This is a genomic window from Humibacillus sp. DSM 29435 (assembly GCF_001758225.1).
Taxonomy (GTDB): domain Bacteria; phylum Actinomycetota; class Actinomycetes; order Actinomycetales; family Dermatophilaceae; genus DSM-29435.
The window spans coordinates 139,982-155,877 of sequence record NZ_MAST01000051.1 but is presented as its reverse complement, the minus strand read 5'-3'; the positions used below and the strand labels follow the sequence as shown (position 1 = coordinate 155,877).

Annotated in this window: 10 protein-coding genes; 6 read left to right on the top strand and 4 right to left on the bottom strand. The window is 70.9% G+C overall.

Annotated elements, in window-relative coordinates; translation table 11 throughout:
• Nucleotides 1-35: 35 nt before the first annotated feature.
• The 4 genes from BA895_RS20025 to BA895_RS20010 all read right to left on the bottom strand — a co-directional run bounded on the left by BA895_RS20025 (nucleotide 36) and on the right by BA895_RS20010 (nucleotide 8,145).
• Nucleotides 36-2,009 carry an ABC transporter ATP-binding protein gene (locus BA895_RS20025; RefSeq protein WP_070193641.1) on the bottom strand — a complete coding sequence of 658 codons (1,974 nt, stop codon included), beginning with the start codon at nucleotides 2,007-2,009 and terminating at the stop codon, nucleotides 36-38.
• Nucleotides 2,006-4,015, bottom strand: a complete 2,010-nt coding sequence (locus BA895_RS20020; protein WP_083283590.1) for an ABC transporter ATP-binding protein — start codon at nucleotides 4,013-4,015, stop codon at nucleotides 2,006-2,008. The genes BA895_RS20025 and BA895_RS20020 overlap by 4 nt, the downstream gene beginning before the upstream one ends.
• A 229-nt stretch (nucleotides 4,016-4,244) precedes the next feature.
• Complete coding sequence (locus BA895_RS20015) at nucleotides 4,245-7,241, bottom strand: DUF1116 domain-containing protein (protein ID WP_070193640.1); 2,997 nt, start codon at nucleotides 7,239-7,241, stop codon at nucleotides 4,245-4,247.
• Nucleotides 7,234-8,145, bottom strand: a complete 912-nt coding sequence (locus BA895_RS20010) for a DUF2877 domain-containing protein (protein ID WP_175442397.1) — start codon at nucleotides 8,143-8,145, stop codon at nucleotides 7,234-7,236. The genes BA895_RS20015 and BA895_RS20010 overlap by 8 nt, the downstream gene beginning before the upstream one ends.
• Before the next feature lie 120 nt (nucleotides 8,146-8,265).
• Here BA895_RS20010 and BA895_RS20005 point away from each other — a divergent pair, with 120 nt between their 5' ends.
• The 6 genes from BA895_RS20005 (at nucleotide 8,266) to cutA (ending at nucleotide 15,891) form a co-directional block, all read left to right on the top strand.
• Entirely contained in the window at nucleotides 8,266-9,945 is a 1,680-nt protein-coding gene (locus tag BA895_RS20005; protein ID WP_254666582.1) for a helix-turn-helix domain-containing protein, read from the top strand.
• A gap of 140 nt (nucleotides 9,946-10,085) precedes the next feature.
• On the top strand, nucleotides 10,086-10,220 hold the full coding sequence (locus BA895_RS24755; RefSeq protein ID WP_256388463.1) for a hypothetical protein: 135 nt from the start codon (nucleotides 10,086-10,088) through the stop codon (nucleotides 10,218-10,220).
• A gap of 187 nt (nucleotides 10,221-10,407) precedes the next feature.
• Nucleotides 10,408-11,874 carry a uracil-xanthine permease family protein gene (locus tag BA895_RS20000; protein WP_070193637.1) on the top strand — a complete coding sequence of 489 codons (1,467 nt, stop codon included), beginning with the start codon at nucleotides 10,408-10,410 and terminating at the stop codon, nucleotides 11,872-11,874.
• Nucleotides 11,875-11,906: 32 nt separating this feature from the next.
• Nucleotides 11,907-12,869, top strand: a complete 963-nt coding sequence (locus BA895_RS19995; protein ID WP_070193636.1) for a xanthine dehydrogenase family protein subunit M — start codon at nucleotides 11,907-11,909, stop codon at nucleotides 12,867-12,869.
• Nucleotides 12,869-13,447 (top strand): (2Fe-2S)-binding protein, encoded by a 579-nt coding sequence (locus tag BA895_RS19990; protein ID WP_070193635.1) that lies wholly within the window; start codon nucleotides 12,869-12,871, stop codon nucleotides 13,445-13,447. Before BA895_RS19995 ends, BA895_RS19990 begins: the two co-directional genes overlap by 1 nt.
• Nucleotides 13,444-15,891 (top strand): aerobic carbon-monoxide dehydrogenase large subunit, encoded by a 2,448-nt coding sequence (gene cutA / locus BA895_RS19985; RefSeq protein ID WP_070193634.1) that lies wholly within the window; start codon nucleotides 13,444-13,446, stop codon nucleotides 15,889-15,891. Before BA895_RS19990 ends, cutA begins: the two co-directional genes overlap by 4 nt.
• Nucleotides 15,892-15,896: the final 5 nt, after the last annotated feature.

The window sequence follows — 15,896 nt, the reverse complement described above, 5'->3', positions numbered from 1 at the left end:
ACCGGCCGGCTGGGCGCAAAGTCGTCAGGTCGAGGTCAGGAGGTCCAGGCAGACCAGAGAGCGGCGTACTCCCCTCCCAGAGCGACCAGCTCGTCATGGCTGCCCAGTTCGGCGACGCGTCCGTCGATGACGACGGCAATGCGGTCGGCGTCGTGCGCCGTGTGCAGCCGATGGGCGATCGCCACGACCGTTCTTCCGGTGAGCAGTGCGTTCATCGACCCCTCCAGATGGCGCGCCGTGCGCGGGTCGATGAGGGAGGTCGCCTCGTCGAGCACGATGGTGTGGGGGTCAGCGAGGATCAACCGCGCCAACGCCACCTGTTGGGCCCGGCCCGGCGTCAGCACGAGCTGCCCTGAGCCCAGCCGGGTGTCGAGCCCGTCGGGGAGCCGGTCGACCCACGCCTGCGCATCGACGGCAGCGAGCGCCCTTGACACCTCGTAGTCGCTTGCCCCCTCGCGAGCCAGCACCACGTTGTCGCGCAGCGTGCCGATGAAGACGTGGTGCTCTTGCGTGACGAGGGCGACCTCCGACCGCAGCGCCTCGAGGGGTAGTTCGGTCAGCTCGACGCCACCGACCGCGACCGACCCGGTGCGCGGGCCATGGATGCCGGACAGCAGCCGCCCCAGCGTCGACTTACCGGAGCCACTCGGCCCCACGATGGCCAGCCGCTCACCGGTGCGCAGCACGAGGTCGATGCCGTGCAGCACATCGTGCCTCTCGCGGTAGGCGTAGCGCAGGTCGGTGCCCACGAGGTCGCGGCCCTCCGGAAGACGCTTCCCGGCCTCGCGGTCGGCGGGAACGGTCGCGATGCCGAGCAGACGCGTCGTCGAGGCGACGCCCACCTGCACCCGGTCGACCGTGTGAACCAGCATGTCGAAGGGGCCCCACAGGGCCTCGGTGTAGAGAATGGCCGCCGTGATCTGCCCCAGCGACGCCCAGCCCTGGGCGTAGCCGACCGCTCCGAGCAGCAGCACCAGCACCCGCGGAAGGCTGAAGGCAATGTCCATGACGATGAAGAGCAGGTTGCGCAACGTCATCGTGTAGCGCTCGGCCTGCGACGACACGGCGATGTCACCGTCGCCACGTTCGAGGCGGCGACCGGCCAGACCGAGAGCCTCCACCGTGCGGGCCCCCTCGACCGTCTCGGTGAGGGTGGTGTTGATACGCGAGTAGGTTCCGCCCTCGGTGAGGTAGCCCTTGGGCGCGCGCATCAGGTAGCGCCGTACCTGGATCATCGCCAACGACATCAGCACGATGGAGGGCACCGAGAGCACTACCGAGTTGCTCACCATCGCCAACAGGGTCAGCACGACGGTGATGCTGGCGACGATCGACTCGGGCAGAGCCCAGCGCACGCTTTCACTCATCGTGCCGACGTCGCGGGTGACTCGGGTGATGAGGTCGCCCGAGCTGGCGCTCTCGACGCGCGAGAGCGGCAGGCGCAGGATCGCCCGCACCACATACTCGCGGGCCGAGGCGAGCACACCTTGGCCGAGCACGGTGGCCGACAGCTTCGCGGCGAACGTCACGACCCCCTGCACGACGACGAGGCCGGCGACGACCAGGGCAGCAGCGTTGGCTCCGGCTAGAGCGGCATCCACCCGGCCGGCCTGAACGTCGGCCACGGTCGAGTCGACGAGCTGGCCGAGCAGGCGCGGCACGAACAGGCCGGCGATCGCAGCAAGCGCGTTGAAGCCCACGACCCCCGCGACGAGCAGGCGCTGGTCGCCGAGCAGCCGACCGACGAAGCGGACGACGCTGCGGGTGTCGGCGATCGGCAGGCCGGTTCGCGCGTTCATCGTGTCGGCCACGAACTCCTGCGCCCGGCGCTCCCGCAGCAGGTGGCGACGTCGCATCGCGGCGACCCGTTCAGACGGTGAAGCCTGGGTGGGCGGCCTCAGCTCGTCGGGCACAACCGGCAGGTCGACCGCGGCGTCCCAGGTGCGTCGCGACTCCGCTGCCAGGGCGGGGGGCAACGGGACAACCCGGGTCGGTACGTCAGCGCTCATCGGGATCCCTCCCCGGCGGCGGCGAGCTCGTTGGAGCCGGCGAGCTCGGTGGTGTCGGTGGTGTCGGTGGTGTCGGTGGTGTCGGTGGTGTCGGTGGTGTCGTTGGAGCTGTCGCTGTCACCAGCTGGCGCGGAGGCGCGCGGCTCGTCGTCGCCCCGAACCACGACGGATCGGTAACGCGCCGAGCCGGCCAGCAGGTCGGCGTGCCGGCCACGTTCGCTCACGCGTCCGCCGACGAGCAGCACCACCTCGTCGGCGTGGTGCAGCAGCAGGGGTGAGGCAGTCATGACCACGGTGGTTCGCCCGGCCCGATGATCACCGAGTCGGGAGGCGATGCTGGCCTCGGTGTGCGCATCGACCGCCGAGGTCGGTTCGACGAGCACGAGCACCTCGGGATCGGCCGCGAGGGCACGCATGAGCACGAGCCGTTGGCGCTGACCACCGGAGAGGCCGCGTCCGCGTTCGTCGAGCTCGCCCTGCCAGCCGCCGGGAAGAGCGTCGAAGACGTCGTCGGCCGCGGCCGTGTAGAGGGCCCGCTCGGCCTGGGCGCGGGTCAACCGACCGAGGGGGTCGACGGCGTTACGCAGAGTGCCGGCGAACACCTGAGGCGCAGTGTCGCTGACGAGGATGCGCTCGCGCACGACCTCGAGCGGAACCTCGAAAAGGTCGACACCCCCGACGGTGACGCCCCAGGGCTGGGCGGCCCGCACGTCGTCACGGTCGGCCTGAGCGGCGCGGGCAGCCGCCCTCACGGCACGTTCGCGACGGGCCGCGCGGCCCCTGAGGTCTTCAGGGATCTCCTCGCTGACCAGGGCCTCCTCCTCGTTCGGCAGGTAGCGACCCAGCCGGTCGGCCAGTGCCGAGGAGTCGTCGGGAACGGCCGAGACGACCATGGTCAGGCGATGGGGCGCGATCGTGACACCGGAGACCTCGTCGACGATGGTGGCGGCGTACGGCAGCTCGCGCAGCTCGGTCGGGGGGTGCCATGGGGAGCGCTGTTCGTAGACGGCGATCGCCTTGCGCGCGGAGACTGCGGACCGTGTCCACTTCTGGGCGAACTCGACGAACGTGCGCATCGGCTGCACGAGGAAGAGCCCGTAGCCGAGAAAGCTGACGAGCTGACCGACGCTGAGGCGTCCGACTGCGACCTCGCGGGTGCCGAGCCACAGCAGTGCGACGACGAAGCCACCGGAGAGCAGTACCCCGATCGACTCGACGGCCGACAGCCATCGACCGGCCGCCACCCCCGACTGGCGGACGCGCTGCGACTGGGCTACGTAGTTGCCGCCGAACGTCTCCTCACCGCCGATTCCCCGCAGAATGCGCAGCCCGGCGACGATGTCGGTGGCCATCGAGGTCAGCTCGGAGTTGCGTGACCGCTCGACGCCCTGCCACCGCTGCATCGGGCGCAGCAGCGGCGCGCCGAGGACCACGAGCAGGGGGGCCGAGACGAGTACGAGCAGACCCATGCGTACCGACGTCGTGAGCACGATGCCTGCGACGACGAGGTAGGCGGCGAGCTGCGAGAACGCTCGGGTCGTGACCTCCATGAGGGCGCCGAACTGGTCGCCGTCGCTGCCCGAGACCGACAGCACCTCGCCTGTAGGGGTACGTCGGGTCAGCACATGACCGAGCCGCAAGGCCTTGCGGGTCACGAGCATGGTTGTGCCGTAGAGGGCGATGAGCCACTCGCGCACGATGACGGTGTGGAACACGACACCGCTCAGAGCGCCGGCGACGGTGACGACGGCGAGCACCACCACCCACTTGACCGTCTCGGCGGAGTTGCCCGCGACGATGCCGGTGTCGATGGCCCGACCGACGATCCACGGGCCGAGAGTCTGCGGCACCATCCAGATCAGCGCGACGAACAGGCCGAACCAGAAGAGCCGGCCCTGCTGGACCACCATCCAGCGCAGGAAGGCGCGCGGGTTTCGCGTGTCTGGCTCGTCGCCCGCACGCCCGGTATCGGTGTAGGCCCGGATGTCGGGCGGGAAGTCTCGCATGGCAGGTCAAGAGTAGGCGGCAGCGGCGACACTCCCCAATCGCTTTTCTGCTCCTGCCAGCACGAGGTCGACCCAGTGGCAGCGCACGGTGAACCGCCCCGTCGTCGCGGCTTTGCGGCCTTGCGGCCTTGCCGGCCCTCACGTTGCCCACCCCACCCCACGCCACCCCACGCCACGCCGGTCCTGCACGCACCGGGCAACGAACAGCGACGGACAGCGACGGCCACTGTCAGGGTGTGCGAGCCGCCAGCGCCGCGAGGGCCTGGCTGAAGCACGCGGCGGGTGGGGTGACCAGGCCGGCGCCAACCTGACCGGTGCCGGCGACGCGCCCCGCCATCCCGGTGTTGATCTGGGGCAGGATGCCGGTGCGCGCCACCGCAACGACGTCGATCCCCGTCGGAGTACCCCGGAACTCGAGGATCGGCACCTGGTAGGCCGGGTGCTCGCCCACCGTGATCTGGTACATCATCGCGGTGGTGCGAAGCGCGAACGCCACGTCGCCGCCGACGAAGCGCACAATCGCCGGTGCCGCCGCCATGGCGAACCCGCCGATGCCGGCGGTCTCGGTGATCGCCGAGTCGCCGATGTCGGGGTTGGCGTCGGCGGGGCCGTAACTGCCCAGAAAGAGGCCCTGAGGGGTGCCCGCCGGCGCGGTGAACCACTCGTCGCCCGTGCCGGATACACGGATGCCGAAGTCGGTGCCGTTGCGGGCCATCGTCGTCACCACCGAGCAGCCCGGGATGCCGTGGGCCGCCACCGTAGCCAGCTTGCAGGCCGGCATCCCGAGGTTGAGGAAGAAGTGCTCGTTGGCCCCCGAGAAGCGCACCGCCTCGGCGATGTCGCTGCTCGGTGCGTCGGCGGTGATCATCGTGGGCAGCAGCTCGCGCAGCAGCAACAGCGACCCGGCCCGGTTGCGGTTGTGCCCCTCGTCGCCCATCTGCAGCATCGCGGCGATGATCGCCTTGACGTCGATCGGGCTCTGTTGCTCCAGACGCGCCCGCACCGCCTGCTGCAGGATCGGCCCGAGCACGGCGCCCATCCAGCGCAGCCGCTCGATGACTTCCGGGCCGAAGGCCCCGTATCGCAGCACCTTGCCGAGGCCCTCGTTGAGCGAGCACCACGACGTGTTGCCGTGCCCGCTGTCGTGCAGCTCGTAGACCCACATCGACGCTGAGATGACCCCGGCCATCGGGCCCACGGCGCCACGGTGGTGGCAGGGCTCGAGCACGATGCCCTCGCCACGGGTCAAGACCGCCGCGGCCTCCTCTGCGGTGTCGGCCAGGCCCTCGAGCAGCATCGCGCCGATGAGCGCCCCCCGCAGCGGGCCCGAGGCTCGCTCGAAGGTGATCGGAGGCCCGGCGTGCAGGAAGGTGCCGCGTTCGAGCCCGAGGGCCTCTCGTGCGGGCCGTACGTCGACGAGGTCAGCGCCGGCTGCCGTCATGCGGGCCAGCGCCAGGGCATTGGCGGCGTCCCGCCGGGCGTCGGTCGACACCGCCCAAAGGTCGCCCTCGGTGCCCGTCATCGGCGGCTGCCAGTTCGCCTCCGTGATCGACACCGCTTGTGCACGAAGGGCGTCAGACAAGACCCCGGCGCCCACCGTAGCCACCGTGACCTCCCCTTCGAGCGGCATCCGCACGCCATCACCGGGCGGGTTGACTGCGCGCCGACCGGCCTCGGGCGACGGCGGGAGCGTCTGCCGCGGCCTCGTTCGGTGGCCCAGCAGGTTCAGGGCGTGACGGGTCGCTTCGGCGTTCGAGAGCAGCACGGCGGCCCCGGCTTCGGCGAGCAGGTCGGCCGATCGCGTCCAGCCCTGCGGGTCGGCGTCGGTGCCGATGAGCGAGACGACCACAGCCAGCTCACGCCCGCCGGCGGCGGCGGCCCGACGGGCCGAGGCGATGGCTGCGGCGAGGTCGGGTGCCGGGTCGGGGTGCGCGCCGTGGCCCAGTACGAGGTCGAGCAGCAGCACCCCGCAGGAGGGGTCGACGGCCTCGAGGGCGATTCGGCTCAGCCGGAGCGAGGGGTCGATCATCGGGTGCGCCCTCCCCCGCGTCAGCGCGTCGTCGCCGAAGTCGATGACGACGTGGCCGTCGTGACGCAGGTCGGGCCCGAGCCCCAGCTCGGGAGTCAACGCGATGTTCGACCGGATGCCGCCGACGTACTCGCTCGCGATCAGCATCGCCTCGTCGGCGAGCGTGCCCCCGCAGAACAGGCCCCGCAGCGAGCCGGACGTGGTCGTCGGCCCGTCGACCGGTGCAGCGACCGGTGCGGAGGGCGGCTCGACCTTGCGGGTCGGCCATCTGGGCGGCATCGCGCCGGACAAGCTGACCATGGCCTCGATGGACGCAGTCAGGTCAGGCCGCCCCGGGCCGAGGATGGCCCAGGTCACCGGCTTGCCGAGCCCAGCGGCATGCGCCTCGAGCGCCGCCAGAACCTCCGGGGCCGGCGGCTTGGAGACCACGACGATCGAGGCGGTGGCCGGGTCGGCCGCGAGTGCCGCGAGTGCCTGCCGGGTCGACCGGCCGCCCACCGGCGAGGAGAGGTCGCGCCCCCCGACGCCGAGGCAGTGGCTGATGCCGACGCCTGCCGCATCGAGCAGGCACATGACCTGCTGGGCCCCGGTGCCGGAGGCCGCCACGACACCCACCGAGCCGGCTCGCACGACGTTCGCGAACCCGAGGGCGACCCCACCGACGATCGCCGTGCCGCAGTCGGGGCCCATCACGAGCACGCCGCGGACGGCGGCCTCGCTCTTGAGCAGCACCTCCTGCTCGACGGGCACGTTGTCGGAGAACACCATCACGCTGACCCCCGACCGGATCGCGTCAAGGGCCTCGATGCCGGCATGCGGCCCAGGAACCGACACGAGGGCGAGGTTGGCCTGCGAGGCCGCCACCGCGCCGCCGACGGTGCGGGGCCGGGGGGGCGCGCCGAGACCGGTCGACGTGGCGGCTGCAGAGTGCAGATCGGCCAGTGCCGACTCGAGTGCTTGCAGGCCTGCGTCGACGGTGGCGGCGTCGGCAGCACGAAGCGCGACGACAAGGTCGTTCGGCCCGGCGCCCGCAGGCACGGTGAAGCCCATCGAGGCGATCACCTCGAGGTTGAGGTCGGTCGCCATGGCGACCTGGGCCGCTACCACCCCGGGCACGATGGCCACCGCATGTGAGACCTGCATCAGGCTCACCGAGTCGTGGTAGCCGCCCGGCCTGAGCTCGACGTGATCAGGCATGGGCGGCCTCCGACTGACGCAGACGAACGCTGAGCGGGTCGGTGTCGCGCATGGGCGAGGCGAGCGACGTCAGCGCGGTCACCGTTGCCGTGATGCCTGCGAGCAGGTCGGCGCCCGAGGTATGACCGATGCACTGCGCCCGGTTCCATACCGCGCAGAGCTCGGTTGGGCGAGGTGGCACGCTGCCGGCGAGCAGGCCGAGAAGTCGAACGATGTCGGGCGCGGCCCACCCCTGCGTGGCCGCCGAGATCAGAGCAGCCGAGATGCTCGTCGTGCGGTGCAGCCGGGACAGCACGGCCCGCTTCAGCGCTGAGTGCGCGCCGTGAGGAGGGCGCTCGAAGGCCCGGAGGCTGAGCAGGATGCCGCACAGCAGGTCGTCTCCGCTCGGGGTGAGACCACGGCCGGCACCGACGAGCCGGCCAACGCCGGCCTGAACGGGTCGGCCGGTCAGCGCCGCCACACAGAGCCGGGTGGCGACGTCGTCCAGGCCATCAAGGTCGTCGCGAAGACCGGCCCCGGGGAGCGCCAGTCCGAGCGACCGCCACGCGCTCGGCGCGGTGCCGCCGCCCAGGCCGACGCGAACAGGCCTCGAACGGCGGACGCCCACGACGTCGGCGCCCGGCAGCTGCACGCGGCCGCCACCGACGGTCACCACGTCACCAGCATGTACCAGGTCGTTCAGACGAACCGGCCCTGACAGGCGCACACCGATCGGCAGCTGGACGGCATCCGGCGTGTGCACGGCCATCACGCGGTCGTGGGAGCCCAGCTCGACGTAGAGGCAGGTGGCGAAGGCGCTGAGCACGCGGCGGCCACGTGGCGGCCCGTCGATCCAGGCTGCGACGAGTGGCGAGACGGCAGCCGGCCACGACGCGACGACAAGGGGCCCCACCAGCGCACTCACCTTTCCCTCCGGTCTGAACGGGCCCGGGCCTGACCCCGACCGTGAGGCGACGATACCGAGGCTGGGTACAGTGCGCGCATGGCCAATGTTGCCAACGATGTCCCCTCTCATGCTGCACAGTTGCCAGCGTCTGTCGGCGGCTCCGACGTGTCGGGAATCGCGCTCCGTCTGATCGTGGGCCTGGCGTCGAGTCGGGGTGGCGTCGTGCACGCTGCGCCGACGGGGCTCGAGATCTCGGTTGACCGCGCCGCCCCGTTGCGGGCCGCTGACAACGGGTTCAGCGACCTGCGCCACCAGCTCGTCATCGCAGACGCAGCCACCCTCACGGACGCCGGTGTCGCTGCCTCAGACCGGAGGCGCCTGGTCGAGCGGCTGGCCGAGGCGGGCGCTGTCGGCCTCGTGGTCGGGGTCGCAGTCGGGCCGGCTCCCGGCGCCGGCCTCGACGCAGACCTCCGCGCGGCCGCTCACGACCACCACCTGCCCCTCATCGAGCTGCCGGAGGAGCACCTCCCCCGGTTCACCACCGAGGTGCTCGAGGCCATTCTCGAGCACCAGACCTCGATGCTGCGTCGGCTCGACGACGCCGACCGCGCCTTGGTGCAGATCGTCCTGGCCGGTGGTTCGCTCGACGACCTCTGCGAACGGGTGGGCGGCTTTCTCGACGGGGCGGCGATGGTGACCACGACCGACGGGCGGATCATCGCCGCGGCGGGCTCCCAGCACGAGCGCGACCATGCGACATCCCTGCCCTGCTTCGACCGCTCGGGACGACTGCTCACCGAGTCGGAACCGATCGGCGCACGCCTCGACGGCCCCACGGCGGGGCGAGTGGCCGTGCGTATCGCGGCCGGCCAGTTCGACCACGGGCTGCTGGTCGCCTTCTGCAGTCACCGCTGCCTCACCGTCGACGACGTGCACCTGCTCGAGCGCGCAGCGACCGTCGCGGCCCTCGCGATCACCAAGGACCAGGCCGTGGCCGCGGTGGAGAGCAAGTACCGGGCCGAGTTTCTGCGCGACGCCCTCACGGGTCGGGCCGGGTCGGTCGCCGATGCCGTGGCCCACGCCCAGTCGCTCGGCTGGAACATCGACCGGCCCATGGTGGTCGTCGTGGCCGAGACCGACGAGGACGACGACCGGTCGAGCCGCGACGCGGAGGAGGTGCGCTTTCTGCAGGAGCGGTTCGCGCGGGCCTGGACCCACGCCATGGCGGTTCGCGAGAACCGTTCCCCGGTCATGGGGTTCAGCCGTGAGGTCGTCGCGCTGGTCGGCGTGCCGGCCGAGGCCGACACCGACCGCATCATGCGGTCGGTCCACGATCTTGTGCGGGTGGTGCGCGGCGACGGGGGTGGCGGAAGGCGCAGCTTCTCGGCCGGAGTGTCGCGCATGATCACCTCTCCGGCCGATCTGCCCCAGGCCTACGACGAGGCGCAGTCGGCCGTCACCGTCGGCCGCCAGCTGCACGGTCATGGCGCGCTGACCCACGTCGACGGCCTTGGCGTCTACCGGCTGCTCGGACTCGTTCCCGACGGCGCCGACCTGCGGCGTTTCGTGGCCGAGACGCTGGGCCCGCTCGCCACCGACGACCTCGCCGAGAACGCCGACCTGCGCCGCACGCTCGGCCTGCTGCTGGACACGAACCTCAACGTCGCCGAGACGGCCCGGCGCCTCTTCTTCCACTACAACACGCTGCGCTACCGCATCGGCAAGCTGGAGAAGCTGCTGGGGCCGTTCACGACCGACCCCGAGCTGCGGCTGGCGCTCGCGCTGGCACTCAAGGTGCACCGCATGCGCGGCCTGTGACCCGCCCCGCCCCCCCCCCGTACCCCCACTCGAGTGGCCACTTCCGTACAGTCGCGTGGCCACCCGCGTCCGACGGCGGATGCTGCCGGGCGGACGGCGCCGCAGCCGGTGTGGCAGATATGACGCAGAGTTGTGGCTGTGTGGCGGTCGACGCCGGCACGCTCGACAACCGGGTGGTGCTCGTGGCGGACGGCTGGGCCGTGATCACCGATCGCGACCACACTGCGACGCTGCACGTCGCCGGCCGTTCGAAAGTGGCCACTCGACTGGGTTGACGCTGGCTGCTCGACCGGCGCGGCGAGGCCTGAAGGGCAGGTCCTGCCAGACCGCCTTCGGCGCGTCAGCAGCAATTGCCCACCGCGACCCCCCTGTCTCGGAGTAGTTTTCGGGCCAAGGTGCCCGGGCACGGGTCTGAGCACCGACCGCGCGGGCGAACCTGCGTTGTTCCGATGGGAGTCGTTCATGGCACTGGGCTGGAAACTGCACGGCGACGGCAAGACGCTCGGGCCCGATGAGGTCGTGGCGCCCGACGAACGGCTCTCGTGGGGACGAACCGTGGGCCTCGGGGCGCAGCACGTGGTCGCGATGTTCGGCGCGACGTTCGTCTTCCCGTTGCTGATGGGCCTCAACGCACAGCTGGCGATCATGATGAGCGGCATCGCCACCATCTGCTTCCTGCTCATCGTGGGCGGCAAGGTGCCGAGCTACCTCGGCACCTCGGCAGCGTTCGTCGGCGCGGCCGCGGCGATCCGCAGCCAGGAGGGGGCGACGTCGGCGACCGTGACGGGCGCCATCCTCGTGGCCGGCTTCGTGCTCACCCTCGTTGGCGTCGCGATCCACTTCTTGGGCTCGCGGCTGCTGCACCAGGTGCTCCCTCCCGTCGTCACCGGCGCCGTGGTGATGCTCATCGGGTTCAACCTCGCCCCGGTCGTGGCCAACGTCTACTGGCCGCAGGACCAGTGGGTCGCCCTGTGCGTGATGACGTTCGCCATCGTGTGCGCAGTCGCCTTCCGTGGGTTCATCGGGCGCATCGCGATCTTCCTCGCCCTCGTCTTCGGGTTCGTGCTCTCGTGGGTCTTCGACGGGATCTTCGGCATGATCACCGCCTCCGACGGCACCGGCAAGGTCACCGACCATTTCCGGGTCAACCTCGACGCCTTCAACTCCGCGCCCTGGTTCGGGTTCCCGCCCGTGAGCTCCATCGGTCCTGACGGCAAGGAGATCGTCGGAGCCCACCTACCGAGCTTCTCGGTGGCGGCGATCCTGCTCGTGCTGCCAGCTGTCATCGCTCTCATTGCCGAGAACACCGGCCACGTCAAGGCGGTGGCCGAGATGACCAAGACCAACCTCGACCCCTACATGGGCAGGGCGATCGGGGCCGACGGTGTCGGCACCATGCTCGCCTCCGCCGTGGGCGGTTCGCCGACGACGACCTACGCCGAGAACATCGGTGTGATGGCCGCCACCCGCGTCTACTCGACCGCGGCCTACTACGTCGCTGCCGTCGTCGCCATCGTGTTCGGGCTCTCGCCCAAGTTCGGCGCGCTGGTCGCGGCCACCCCCGGTGGGGTGCTCGGCGGTATCACCGTCGTGCTCTACGGCATGATCGGCCTGCTCGGAGCCAAGATCTGGAAGGAGAACGGCGTCGACTTCGCCAACCCGATCAACCTCGTGCCGGTCGCCGCTGGAATCGTCATCGGCATCGGCAACGTCAATCTGGTCTTCACCAAGGACTTCCAGCTCGGAGGCATCGCCCTGGGCACCATCGTGGCCATCGGCGCCTACCACCTGGCGCGCAACCTGGCCCCCGCAGACCTTCGTGAGCGGGCCGACGGCGCGATGATCATCGTCGGGCCCGCCGGCTACGACCACGACGACGACGGCGACGGCGACGACACTGGTGACCGACCCGATCGGCGGCGGCCCTAGATCTTGGCCACCCCGGGAGGCAGGATCAACAGATGAAGCCCGCTCCGTTCGTGCACCACGCGCCTCGCACGGTCGAGGAAGCGGTGGCTGTTCTCGCCGAGGTCGGCCACGACGGCAAGGTGCTGGCGGGCGGGCAGAGCCTGATCCCCATCCTCAACATGCGCCTGGCGTCACCCGGTCACCTCGTCGACGTCAACCACGTGTCGGGGCTCGGCGACATCACGATCACGCCGGAGGCGGTCAGGGTTGGGGCCCTGGTGCGCCACTCGGGCCTCGAACGGTCCGAGGCGGCGCACGCGGCGCTCCCCCTGCTCAGACAGGCGGTCGTCAACGTCGCCCACCCGGCCATCCGCAACCGTGGCACCACCGTCGGCTCGATCGTCCACGCCGACGCGGCCGGTGAGATGCCGGCGGTGCTGGCCCTGTGCGACGGCACCGTTGAGGTGGTCGGGGCCAACGGCATCCGCGAGATCGGTTGGCACGATTTCTTTCTCGGCGCCCTCGAGACCGTGCTCCGACCGGACGAGCTGGCGGTGGCAGCCCGCTTCAACCGGATGCCGCCCGGCACCGGCACCGCCTTCGCCGAGTCGGCCCGGCGTAGCGGCGACTACGCCCTCGCCGGAGTCGCCGTGGCCCTCACCGTGACCGACGGAGTGGTCTCGGCCGCGTGGGCATCGTTCGTGTCTGTCACCGACGTGCCGAGCGTGCTCGACCTCACACCGGTCGTGGGCGGCCACGAGGCCCGGTCTGGGTCCTTCGACAACGCGCTCGACCGGGCGGCCGAGGCTGTCCGCGAGCACGTGGCCCCCGAGACCGACATCCACGCGAGCGCCGACTACCGGCGGATGCTCGTCGCCGAGCTCACCCGACGCGCCCTCCCCCTCGCCGCCCTCCACGCCACCTCCCCCGCGAACGACTCGTTCGAGGTCGAACGACGGGGTGCGCCAACGCGTTCGCTCACGAACCCGTCGTTCGACCACCACAGGGTCGTCTGATGAGTGAGGTGCTGCACGAGGTGACCCTCACCGTGAACGGTGTTCGCCGTACGGCGTCGGTGCCGGCCCGGCGCCTGTTGTCCGACTTCCTGCGCCACGACCTGACTCTGACCGGCACCCACGTCGGCTGCGAGCACGGCGTGTGCGGCGCCTGCACGGTGCTGGTGGGGGGCGAGCCGATGCGCTCGTGCCTGATGTTCGCCGTGTCGGCGCAGGGCCTCGAGGTCACGACCGTGGAAGGCCTCGGGCTGCTGCCCGACGCCCGCGTGTGCGCAACCGGCCAGTCGATGAACCCGGTCCAGCAGGCGTTCACCGAGTGCCACGGCCTGCAGTGCGGCTTCTGCACCCCCGGCCTGCTCACCACCGTCACCGCGTACCTCGACGATCATCCCGACCCGACCAGCGACGAGGCTCGCGCCGCCATCTCGGGCAACCTGTGCCGGTGCACCGGCTACCAGAACATCGTCAAGAGCGTGCTGCGGGCGGCTGAGATCAGGGCCGAGCGACGCGTACCGGATGCCGCTGAGCCGGGCGAACGGCATCCGAAACCCGCTGCGGCGGGGGGAGGCCCGTCGTGAGCACGAGGCTGTTCGGCACCCCGATCAAGCGCAAGGAGGACCCCCGACTGGTCACGGGTGGAGGCCGCTACCTCGACGACCTCGGTCATGACGCCCTCGCGGCGGCTTTCGTGCGCAGTCCGCACGCCCACGCCCGGGTCGTCGACATCGACGCCGACGACGCCTTCGAGCTCGACGGGGTGCTCGGCATCTACGCGCACGACGACCTGCCGGGCAAGGTGGGTGAGCCGCTCCCGCTGCTCATCCCGCACCCGGCCCTCACCCACGGGCGCACCGGCTACGCCCTGGCTCGCGAGGAGGTCAACCACGTCGGCGAACCGCTCGTGATGGTCGTGGCCACTGACCGCTACGTCGCTGAAGACGCCTGCCAACGCATCCGGGTGCGCTACGAGCCACTGCCGGTCGTGGTCGGCATCGAGTCGGCCCGTGACGGGGCAGCGGTGGTGCACCCCGACGTTCCTGGCAACGTCGCCGCCCACCTCACCCAGGTCGTCGGCGACGTCGACGCAGCGCTGGCGACCGCGCCGCACACCCTGACCCTCGAGCTCGACATCGAACGCAGCGCATCGACGCCCCTCGAAGGGCGTGGCGTCTACGCCCAGTGGGACGACGAGCGCGACGAGCTGCGGATGTACTCCTCCACCCAGACCTCGACCGGCGTGCGCGCCGCGGTCGCGGCCAAGCTCGACCTGCCGCTCGCGAAGGTCGAGTGCATCGCGCCCGATGTCGGAGGCGGCTTCGGCGTGAAGATCATGCACCCGTGGCCGGAGGAGGTGCTCGTGCCGTGGGCGGCTCGGCTGCTGCGTCAGCCCGTCAAGTGGGTCGAGGACCGGCGCGAGCACTTCGTCTCGGCCGCTCACGAGCGCGGCCAGCTGCACACCGTGACGGTGGGCTTCGACGACGACGGTCACCTGTTGGCGCTCGACGTGAAGTTCTGGCACGACAACGGGGCCTACACCCCCTACGGCATCATCGTGCCGATCATCACCGCGACGCAGCTGCTCGGGCCGTACAAACCCGGCGCCTACCGAGTCGAGTTCTGGTCGCTCTACACCAACACCGTTCTCGTCACGCCGTATCGGGGAGCGGGTCGGCCGCAGGGATGCTTCGCCATGGAGCGCACGATGGACGCCATCGCCGACCGGCTCGGCCTCGACCGGGCGCAGGTGCGGGCGCGCAACTTCATCCTGCCGAGCGAGATGCCCTACGACCACGGCCTGCTCTTCCAGGACGGGCGCCCACTGAAGTACGACTCCGGCGACTTCCCCGCCACCCTGAACAAGCTCAAGGCGCTCGTGGGCTGGGACGACTTCGCGACCGAACGTGCGGCCGCGGTCGCCCAGGGCCGCAAGGTCGGGCTCGGGATCGGCTGCTACGTCGAGGGAACCGGCGTCGGGCCCTACGAGGGCAGCCACGTGCAGGTCGAGACGAGTGGCCGCGTGAACGTGTCGATCGGCCTGACGTCACAGGGCCAGGGCCACGAGACGGTGTTCGCCCAGATCGTCGCCGACGAGCTCGGGGTGCGCATGGAGGACGTGTTCGTCACCACCGGCGACACCCGGAAGATGGGTTATGCCGTGGGCACCTTCGCCTCGCGGGCTGCGGTGATGAGCGGCAGCGCCGTCGCCCTGGCCGCTCGCCGGGTGCGGGCCAAGGCGCTGCGCATCGCGGCCGACGCCCTCGAGGTGTCACCCGACGACCTCGAGATCGTCGAGGGCACCGTACAGGTCAAGGGCGCCCCAGCCACGTCGATGACGCTGGGCACAGTGTCGGTGCTCAGCAACCCCTTGCGCTACGCCTTCGACGAGGCGACCCAGGCCGCCACCCAGTTCGCCGGCACCTTCGACCCCCAGAAGCCGCCGGTCGCCGAGGGCGAGGAGCCCGGGCTCGAGGGGAAGGACTTCTACTCCCCCACGCAGGCCACCTTCGCCAACGGCATGCACGCGGCGATCGTCGAGACCGACCCGGTCACGGCCGAGATTCGCATCCTGCGCTACTGCGTCGTGCACGACTGCGGGCCGATGATCAACCCGATGATCGTCGAGGGCCAGGTGCACGGTGGGGTGGCCCAGGGGGTCGGCGGTGCGCTGTACGAGCGGATGGTCTACGACGACTCGGGCCAGCTGCTCAACGCCTCGTTCATGGACTTCCTGATGCCCTACGCGTCAGAGGTTCCGACCATCGAGACCGACCACCTCGAGACCCCCTCACCCCTCAATCCCCTGGGGATCAAGGGCGCCGGCGAGGCCGGCTGCATCCCGGTCTCGGCTGTCATCGCCTCCGCGATCGAAGACGCCGAAGGCTTCCCGATCACCCGGATGCCGATCTCGCCCGCCGACCTCTGGGCGCTGCGTCGTCGGTACGCCGCTGGAGAGATCAGGCCGCTGCGCCGTGCGAGCCACCCGTCAGAGTCTGCCGCCCGAGCCGAGGAGCCCACGCCATGAAGAGC